At 60.2% G+C, this 9,226-nt stretch carries 6 protein-coding genes and 4 tRNA genes; all 10 read right to left on the bottom strand.

Annotated features, from left to right (window positions below; all coding sequences use genetic code 11):
* Positions 1–184: 184 nt before the first annotated feature.
* Positions 185–260, bottom strand: a tRNA-Thr gene (locus B3520_RS10170).
* A 40-nt stretch (positions 261–300) separates the two neighbouring features.
* A tRNA-Gly gene (locus B3520_RS10165) sits at positions 301–374 on the bottom strand.
* Between the two features lie 61 nt (positions 375–435).
* Positions 436–519 (bottom strand) — tRNA-Tyr (locus B3520_RS10160).
* A gap of 93 nt (positions 520–612) precedes the next feature.
* A tRNA-Thr gene (locus B3520_RS10155) sits at positions 613–688 on the bottom strand.
* Positions 689–738: 50 nt separating this feature from the next.
* Positions 739–1,329, bottom strand: coding sequence for an SPOR domain-containing protein (locus B3520_RS10150; RefSeq protein ID WP_286875977.1), 591 nt, complete (start codon positions 1,327–1,329; stop codon positions 739–741).
* Between the two features lie 146 nt (positions 1,330–1,475).
* Positions 1,476–2,222, bottom strand: a complete 747-nt coding sequence (locus B3520_RS10145) for a type III pantothenate kinase (RefSeq protein ID WP_286804534.1) — start codon at positions 2,220–2,222, stop codon at positions 1,476–1,478.
* Complete coding sequence (gene birA / locus B3520_RS10140) at positions 2,219–3,217, bottom strand: bifunctional biotin--[acetyl-CoA-carboxylase] ligase/biotin operon repressor BirA (RefSeq protein WP_286804535.1); 999 nt, start codon at positions 3,215–3,217, stop codon at positions 2,219–2,221. Before birA ends, B3520_RS10145 begins: the two co-directional genes overlap by 4 nt.
* Positions 3,214–4,326 carry an alanine racemase gene (gene alr / locus B3520_RS10135; RefSeq protein ID WP_286804536.1) on the bottom strand — a complete coding sequence of 371 codons (1,113 nt, stop codon included), beginning with the start codon at positions 4,324–4,326 and terminating at the stop codon, positions 3,214–3,216. Before alr ends, birA begins: the two co-directional genes overlap by 4 nt.
* Before the next feature lie 107 nt (positions 4,327–4,433).
* On the bottom strand, positions 4,434–7,793 hold the full coding sequence (locus tag B3520_RS10130) for a DUF7133 domain-containing protein (protein WP_286804537.1): 3,360 nt from the start codon (positions 7,791–7,793) through the stop codon (positions 4,434–4,436).
* A 156-nt stretch (positions 7,794–7,949) separates the two neighbouring features.
* A complete protein-coding gene (locus B3520_RS10125) occupies positions 7,950–8,738 on the bottom strand; it encodes a 3-keto-disaccharide hydrolase (RefSeq protein WP_286804538.1) in 789 nt (262 codons plus the stop codon).
* Between the last annotated feature and the right edge of the window lie 488 nt (positions 8,739–9,226).

Below are 9,226 nucleotides of genomic sequence, written 5' to 3'. Positions count from 1 at the left end.
ACGTGGGGCTTACTGCGTTCAAATTTTTCCTTCGCCATTGCGAGCGCCTCCTCACATTCAAGCTTTACAGATGGGTTAACCATTCCGCGCACTTCGGGCTCTGCCAACGCGACAAAGCGCCACAAGGACAACGGATACTCAGACAAAAAACCGCTGCGGAGGCACACCTCCGCAGCTGACAAAATGGAGCTGATGAGCAGATTTGAACTGCCGACCTCACCCTTACCAAGGGTGTGCTCTACCAACTGAGCTACATCAGCTTTGAAAACGTTTCAGGCCTTACTTGGCTCCACCGCAAAGTGGAGCGGGCAGCGGGAATCGAACCCGCATCATCAGCTTGGAAGGCTGAGGTTCTACCATTGAACTATGCCCGCAAACTCGGGCCTGCTTCCTGCCAGGCCTTGCAGGACTCTCTCGCAGAGCGCCCTTCTAATATGGTGCAGGGGGGAGGATTCGAACCTCCGAAGCTTTCGCGTCAGATTTACAGTCTGATCCCTTTGGCCACTCGGGAACCCCTGCCAAAAAGTAGCCGGCATTGTCCGGCTCGCAACCCCGCCTGTCAACCGAAAATTCAATCTTTTCACACAGTTACATGCAGGGTTTCAGGTTGAATGGAGCTGGCGAGAGGAGTCGAACCCCCGACCGGCTGATTACAAGTCAGCTGCTCTACCAACTGAGCTACGCCAGCACTCGAACCTGACCACGTCTCAACGTGGAGGCGGGATTCTAGAGAAACTTTTACTCAGAAGCAACACCTGGGCACAAATTTTGTCTTCGCTCCAGCGTGGGATACTCCGCCAGCAACTCCTCCCACAGCCGATCCGACAGCGCCCGAGCCTGCAAAGCCGGCATTACAAGCCAGATTTCCCTGTGCGTTCGCTCCACTTCGCGGATCTTGGCGTCATAACCGAGCGCCTGGAGCTCATCCCGGCGCGCTTCCGCGAGAGCCCGGCGACTGAACATGCCGAACGAGATGCCGTTGGCGAGCTCTCCCCGGGGAATCACGTAGCTGTCGATCTGCTTGGCCTGGAGCTCATGGAGGCGCCGTAACGCCTCCCTCTGGGACAATTCCGGCGCCAGATGCACCCAGTACCCACGCCCGTCAGACACCTCGATATTCTGCGACTCGGCCGTCACATCCAGCGCCCTCAGACGCTGACCAATGGAGTCAGCATCGCCATGCTCAGTAAAGGGGCCCACCAGGACACACAGGGGCAAGGCGTCCGACACGGAGCCCTGATCCTGATCACTCTGCGAATGCCCGGCAAGCGGCAACTCGCCAGACGCCTCGGACAGAAGCTGGAGAGACGGGGCAGAAGGGGGAACCACAGGCGCCTCTCCGCTGCCCGAGGGCCCAGAGGTCGGTATTACCCCAAACTGATGAAGTGCCAGCAATAACACATTGACCAGCACCAAGACCGCGAGTATTGCCCGCATATAACTGCTCTACCCTGAAATGAACCAATCCGGATTGCTTAGGCGCCGGTCTCAGCGCGGTACGCCACCGCCAGACCGTCCAGTACAATCTCCTGCCACAAGCATGCCTGCGAAAAGTGGGTACCGATAAGCCCGGCGTCACCGCCGGCCACAATCAACCGGGAGGATCTCTCAAGCTGCTGACAGGCATTCTGGACAAACCCGACCACCATCGCAGACAGTGCGGCCTCGACGGCTCCTTCGGTATTGTTCGCCGGCGCAAGCTGGAGCCTCTCCGGCGGCCCCTGCAGACTTCGAACCCGGGCCGTTCCCACATCCAGAGCCCGGCGCATCGTCTGCCACCCGGGGGCAATATAGCCTCCCCGGTGAACACCCCGCTCATCCAGCAGATCCGCGGTAAGCGCGGTGCCGGCCTGAACAATCACGGCCGCCTCCCGGGACACCTGGCGCGCCGCCAAAAGAGCGAGCCAACGATCGACCCCCAGGCGCCCGGGCCGTGAGTAAGCACTCACTACGCCCGCACACTCGGCCAGCGAACGCGCAAACCAGGGGGTAAGCCGCCACTGGGACTGCGCCCACTGCACCAGCCGGGCTTCATCCGCCGCCGGACGCACCGATGCCACTCTCACCGTGTCCGGCACGACACCGGCAGGCAAGGCATCTTGCACCGAGCTGCTCACAGTCTCGAGGTCCTTACCCGCGTCGGCGCCGGCGGCCAGCGTACCGGATTCGCCCTGCAGGCGCCATTTAATCCGGCTGTTTCCCCAATCAATTTCCAGAATCATGACGCAGCTCTCATCGACAACTCGCCCCCGTGGCACAGAACGCGCTCGCCGTCCTGCTCGAGCAGCAATGCACCACTGACATCCACCCCTCGGGCAATCCCTTCCTGCGCTCGAGCGCCGGAGCTGACCACAACTCGGCGCCCCGCAAACGCATCGCGAGCGAGCCACGCCTCGCGCCAGGCGGCAAAGCCTTCGCGATGGTAACCGGACAGCAGTGCCACCAGGGCATCAATCAGCCGGGCCGCCAGCACGTTGCGCCCAGGAACCGGACAGCGCTCAGACGCGCACACGGTTTCCAGGTCGGCCCAGGGCTGCTCGATGTCGCGGGCGGGCTGGTCGGGCATCGCCAGGTTCAGACCGACTCCGACCACCACCTGGCAGGCGCCGGCCGGATCCCCCGTCATTTCCAGCAGCACACCCGCGAGCTTGCGTTGCTGCCACAGCAGGTCATTGGGCCACTTCAAGCCGACCGCCCCAACCCCTTCTGACTCGAGCACCTGGCACATTGCCACACCAACCGCGAGGCTGAGCCCCTCCAACTGAGCCGCACCGCCCTCAAACCCCCAACTGAGCGACAGATAGAGGTTGCGCGCGAACGGGCTGACCCAGGTACGCCCTCTACGCCCGCGACCGGCCGTCTGTTGTTCCGCCAAGCAGACATAGCCGCCCTGACCAAGGGCGGCTCGCTGCATGGCTTGCGAGTTGGTGGAGTCGGTGACCGACAGAACCTCCAGCTCGGTGAGCTGAGCGCGCGTCTGATCACCCAGCTGTTCCCAGAGACGATCCGGCTCCAGCAGCTCCAGACCTCCCAAGAGCCGGTAACCCCGGCCCCGCACCGATTCCAGTTCGATCCCCAACTCGCTCAGCTTCTGCAGCTGCTTCCACACCGCCGCGCGGCTGATACCAAGCCGTTGTCCCAACTCATCCCCGGAGTGGTAATGGCCACTGGAAAGCGTGTGCAGCAGTCGGGACAGGGTCGCTTCATCACGACTCATTGCGCCACCTCTCGATAAACGCGACGGTAGCGCCCGGCCAGGCTGGTAAGCACTTCGTAACCCAGCGCACCAATGCGGCGGGATACATCGGCCACCCGCAACCGATGGTCAAGGACGGTGATCCAGGTGTTTTCGGGCGATTCGGGGGGCGCCGCTTCCGTAATGTCGAAAATGGTCGTGTCCATGGAGATTCGTCCGACCACCGGAACGCGCGTATTCCCCAGATAACCTACCCCGCCCTCTCGACCGATGGTGCGATTGAGTCCATCGGCATAGCCCCCGGCCACCACCGCCAGGCGCCGCCCGGCGGGCAGGCGGGTCTCGCCTCCATAGCCAATACTCGCCGGGTGGCTCAGTTCTCGTACCTGAAGGACCGGCAGATCCAACTTCACCACCGCTTCCATGGCAGGCTCACCATCGGCCACGGGGTCAAAGCCATACAGAGACGCCCCCGGACGCGCGAGATCAAAGTGCCAGTCGGCTCCCAGGAAAATACCCGATGAGTTGGCCAGACTGCAGCGGATACCCGGCAACAAGCGTCGAGCACTTTGCGCCACAGCCACAAACCGTTGTTGCTGCTCTCTGTTCATGGGGTGATCGGGCTCGTCGGCACAGGCGAGGTGACTCATGACCAGGACCGAATGACAGCCGGCAAGCAATTCGGGCTTCGCCACACAGTCACGCCAGTCTTCCTGACTGAGCCCCATCCGCGTCATACCGGTGTCCACTTTGATCACCGAGGGAGAGGCAACATCCAGCGCCCGACAGACTGATGCCCAACGGTCCATGGCCGCCCGGCTGTAAAGCACCGGTATCAGCCCCGCGTTTATGCACTCCTCTTCCTCGCCGGGGCGGACGCCGCCGAGAATATAGAGGACGGCATCGTCCGGAAGAAAGCTGCGGGCAGTCAACGCTTCCTCCAGGGTGGCCAGGAAAAATTCCTGGCAGCCCGCCCGATAAAGCGTCTGGCCCACCGGTTCCGCGCCAAGCCCGTAGGCATCGGCCTTGATCACCGCGGCCGGCCTTTGCTCAAGGACGGAACACAGTGTGTTCCAGTTGGCCCGCAGGGCCGAGAGGTCAATCGTGAGGGTGCCGGTCGCGGTACTCATAGAACAGGTGTCCATCAGGCTGGTCGATGGAGGCATCTAAGCAAACCTGACGGGGAAAATCCAGATGAAGACGATAATTACATCCATCCCTGGATGCTCCATCATCTTCAGGGGGCGAAGCGATGCAATGTATAAAACGCACTCATCGGCACACCGCCATGATCCCGCGTCAACACGTCGGACTCGAGCGTGAAGTGGTACACCCGAGCCGTTTGTTGTGGATGCACGTTCGGCACCTCTGTCGACTCCAACTCCAACGTCACCGCCGTGCGGTCGTCACTTAGCGTAAGGCCGGCGATCGCTTCGTCACGCTGGCCCAATTGCTCTGAACCGTAATCCGGTGCATCCCGATAAGTCCAGGAACTCAGCGCGAGCGCATCTGCCAGCGCCTGAGGGGTCAGGGTTTCCGGCAGTGCCCGGGTGAACTGCAGAGTAAAGCCATCTTCGGTGACTGTTATCTGCTTCAACGCCAGCGGAGGCTGCTCACCCTGCCAACTCACACGTTGCAAGGCGGCCACATGACCACCCTTCGCCTGCCAGCCACGCCCGGTTTGCCCCAGCAGCAGACTGCCATCGGGCAGAAAAACCGGACGCATTGCCCCGGACGCCAGATCCCGGGCAAACGGCATTGCCGCTCCCTGCACCGTTCCATCCGGCAAGGTTTCCAGCGCGACCCGGAACAGATTGGATTGTGTCTGGTCACCGATCAGTATCTGTTCAGAGAATGGGCCAAAGCGCCCCTGGGTGGTATCCCAGACCGGGTGCCCCGGAGAGTTCGCCAACAGGTTCTGGGGCATCAAGAGCCGTTCCGGTTCGCGATGGTCCCGCACTCGCGACCAGGCTATGCCCTGTGAGCCCGGCGTCATCCCCGGCAGATCAACCAACCCGGACGGATGCCCATAGAAGGCATTTTTCTTCAGCATGAAAAGCTTCGAGGTGCCCACAAACTCGCCCTGGTTCTCGGTAAACCAGACCTGATCATCCGGCCCCAAGGCCCAACCGGCCGCACTGCGCAGACCACTGGCCCAGGGCGTGGCCTCACCGTCGGGGGTCACTCTGAACGCCCAGCCACTGAAGCCTCCCTGAGAGCCCATATAGAGGCCATCGGCTTTGTAGACCGCCTCGTCGGTATGAGCCAGATTCAGCCCCAGATAATAAGCACCATCGGCGCCTTTCACCGGCCCGTGCAGATAGGTGTGGTAGTTACTGTGATAACCGAACCCATCGAACAACGTTTGGTAGTGATCTGCGCGCCCGTCACCGTTGGTGTCCCGAATCCTGGTCAACTCGGCTTTCTGGCCAACCACCAGATCCAGACCCGCCTTGTCTTCAATCACGACGCCCAGGCTATCGAAAAGACCTTCGGCAAACAGGTGCCACTCATCATCGATCAATCGCCAGATCCCCGCGTTTCGGGTCGACACCACAACCGTCCCATTGTCAGCCACGGCGATCCCCAAGGGCTCAAACAGGAGATCTCGACCGTAGTTGTCTTTGGGGGGCAGATAGTCTTCGATGGCGTAGCCGTCCAGAAGGTCCGCCTGCGAGGGCACCACTTTCAGCGGCTGACGTACATGGTCAAACGACTTGGACGTCGGTCGCCAGGGGTTGTCAGACAGTGCCAGTTGTCCCTGCAGGCGCACCGGCAATTCGCTCCCCTCAGGAATAACCCACTGACCCTCGGTAATTGAACCTTCAGAGACCGAGATATCCGTGACGAGCTCCGTTGCCAGCTGCAGGCGCTGCTCGGAGTTCAGGGTCCCATCAACCTCCAGCGTCAGAACACCCTGGGCGCTGATGTCCATGGTCATTCCAAAGCGATTGTCACCGACGGATACCTCAAACGTGGGAGCCGCCTCCGCTTGTCGGGAGTCTCGCCGGTAACCGTGAAAACGGGCATCGACTTCCGCGAGCAGATCAAAGTGGTCCTTCTCACTGTACAGCGCAGCCCGCACCCGCTCGTGATCCTGGAAGACCGATTCCTTGAATGAAAAGTCGACCGGCGTTCCGTCCGGTTGAAGGGGTGCGAACAACGTATTGGTCGCCCCCAGACCAATCTCCCGGCTGTCATACCCCATACGCAAACCGCCTCCGCCGCGATTGCGCAATTCACCTCCCATATCCAGGAAACCACCCTGCCAGAGCTTGACCACACCCAGCACTCTGGGGTCAAAGCTGTAGTTCACACCATTGGGCAGCCCAACATGTATGGCTCGTCCGGACGTGCCAGGCATGGGTCCCCGCTGGATCTGGACTTCATCCAGAACCAGACGCTGCAATCCATCAGTGAGTGGATCATAGACCTCCGGCCCACCCTCTTCGACCAGTTGAACGACCGGCCCCTGGGTTGCCAGCGGATTGAGTGTTTTGAGATAGGCCCCGATCGCACCCAGATCACCGTCGCTCAAGGTATCGGTCGAGTAAGCCGGCATGATCGGCTGATAAACTTGACCCGAGTTTGAACCTGATTCGGCGATTGCCAACTCGGCATCCGGTTGACGGATACTGCGGTGCAGGTAACTCCGATCCGCTTTCAGAGTGAACCGGGTGTCTCCCTCCCCCTGCTTGACTTCCCGATCACGAGGGGTCCGTTGGAACAATCCATAGAGGTTGGGGCCGGCACGTACCGATTTTTCGCCGTCGGTGACGGCATGACATGAGGTGCAGCCCAGCGCTTTGAATGCCTTCTCGCCCTTGGCCACAAAATCTTCCAGCTGCCCCAGGTTGGACTCGCCGCCCGTTTCAGAGGGCAGCTCGACCGCACTGAAATCGGCGTGCGCCAAGGACACCTGGCGCAGCGCCACCGGTCCCTGATGAACGTGCACCATCAAAGGCCCCGATGTTGTCTCCCAGGGGTTAATCGAACCTCGGGTAAACCCGGTAAGCAGCGTACGCTTCTGAACGATCTGGTTATTGATGCGAACCTCAAGCAACATGGCGGGCTCTACTTTCTGCCCCGCCTCATTGTAGCGAGGGGCGCGAAACTGTATTTCCACGGGAAGCCATTGACCAACAGTGTCACCTACCGAGCGCAAGGGCGGCACACCATCAAACTCCGGGGGAGTCCGATTTTCATTCCATCGCGGCGCAAGGGCACCCATACTGTCGGTCTTCAAGGCCTCCGTCTGCTCGGATCCGGTCAGCACCACTTCATAGCGCCCCTGCAGATAAACACCCGCGCGGGCTTGCTCGGCCAGTAGGACTTCAAACGTCAGAACGGAGTCTCCCAGAGACTCTTCCGACAAGAGCCTTATGTCCTCCGCGCCACTGTCGAGAAAGAGCGTCTCAGGTTTGCCCTCTCCAACCACAGGCTCTAACCGCCCGTCCTGATACAGAACATCATGAACCTGCTCCCAGGGTGCCTCGGGCGTCAGCACTGACGCCTGCACTCCAATGACGAACAGGGAGAGCACGCCTGCCGACACCACCCAAAAGGATTGACCGAACCTCTTTATTATTTTCAGCATAGTTTTACCTCTGAACAGAATGGCGCTGCGCCGTGCCTAACGTTATCGTTTTGTGTTGAGTTGACTAAAAAAAACCCGGCTGTCGCGTTCAGCCGGGTCTTGCGTCGCGATCCCTCGCCGATGAAAAAAGGCAGGCAATCCTGCCTCCTGGGAGTATTACAGTTCGCGAACCCAGATATTCCGGAAACTGACCGCCGCGTCGTGGTCTTGCAGGAAAATGGGAGCACAGCCGTGCGCTTCATCGTAGCTCGGCTCGCCGATCCACTCAGTCGCGCCCTGAATCTCGAAGTGGTTCTGTACCACGACACCATTGTGCAGCACGGTCACGTAGGCAGGCTCTTCCAGCGCACCACTGTCATCAAAGCGCGGGGCCTGATAAATAATGTCGTACTCCTGCCACTGGCCACGCGGACGGGTCGCGTTCACCAAGGGAATGGACTGCTTGTAAACCGATGCAGCCTGGCCGTTGGGATAGGTTTCATTGTCATGGGAATCGAGCACCTGAATCTCATAGCGCTCCTGCAGGAACACACCGCTGTTGCCTCGATCCTGACCATCCATCCCTTCAATATCGGTTGGAGAACGCCATTCAATATGAAGCTGCACGTCACAGAATTCCCGCTTGGTCCGGATACCACCCTGACGACGGGCCACGGTCATCGCATCACCGTCCAGATTCCAGGTCGGCTCTCCACCGTTCTCCCCGACCCACGCGTCCAGGTCGCTACCATCAAACAGAACAATTGCATCGGACGGGACACCGTCCTGGGGCACTTCCACCATCGGAGGAACCGGCTCCCAGACTTCTGTCTTCTGGGCCTGCTGCCAGGGTTCAAGTTCTTCCTCTGCCGCGGTTTCATTGGTCTCGGCGCTGCAAGACAGCGTCACAATACTGCCAAATACCACTGCGCTCAGGGTTTTCAAAGAATGGGGTAATTGCTGCATCTTTATGACTCTCTTTTATTGAGCTCCGGGCCTGCCATTCAGCACTGGACCAACTTGACCGAATACCTCACATTGGAGCGAACAGCCGATCAGACCGGAGGTTGGTTTTATAGCATATAAAAAACGTTTTATCTAGTAAAACTACCCACAGGTTCGGGCCACGGTAGTGTACCAACTCTGCGAAAAGTAACCAGTGTTAGGAAAGCGAAACGGGTGGGTTTGTCGGTTGGGGAGAGTGTGGGAGAGTTTGTCGGTTTACGGCCTGAGGCCTAAACCGACCTACGGGAAGGCAAAGACGATGAGTTAGAACAAGGCGCACCCGCAATGGCCGCAGGCCGAGCGAATCGGCGAGGTCCGAAGGACGAGCCGAGGCACAGCCCCACCCGCTGGAGGGGAGCTTGAGTCGGAGGCAGGATGCCGAAGACGACGCCCGAACGGGCGCCCGAAGGGCGGCGGGCAGGACGCCCGCCGTCACCATGACCGTTAGG

The organism is Marinimicrobium sp. UBA4509 (assembly GCF_002388575.1).
GTDB lineage: Bacteria > Pseudomonadota > Gammaproteobacteria > Pseudomonadales > Cellvibrionaceae > Marinimicrobium > Marinimicrobium koreense.
The sequence above is the reverse complement of the archived record's forward strand: the minus strand, read 5'-3'. Positions and strand labels throughout refer to the sequence as shown.

Coding starts and splice junctions, on each gene's coding strand:
- B3520_RS10130 (WP_286804537.1), bottom strand. CDS start 7,793: ATGCTGAAAATAATAAAGAGGTTCGGTCAATCCTTTTGGGTGGTGTCG.
- B3520_RS10145 (WP_286804534.1), bottom strand. CDS start 2,222: ATGATTCTGGAAATTGATTGGGGAAACAGCCGGATTAAATGGCGCCTG.
- alr (WP_286804536.1), bottom strand. CDS start 4,326: ATGAGTACCGCGACCGGCACCCTCACGATTGACCTCTCGGCCCTGCGG.
- birA (WP_286804535.1), bottom strand. CDS start 3,217: ATGAGTCGTGATGAAGCGACCCTGTCCCGACTGCTGCACACGCTTTCC.
- B3520_RS10125 (WP_286804538.1), bottom strand. CDS start 8,738: ATGCAGCAATTACCCCATTCTTTGAAAACCCTGAGCGCAGTGGTATTT.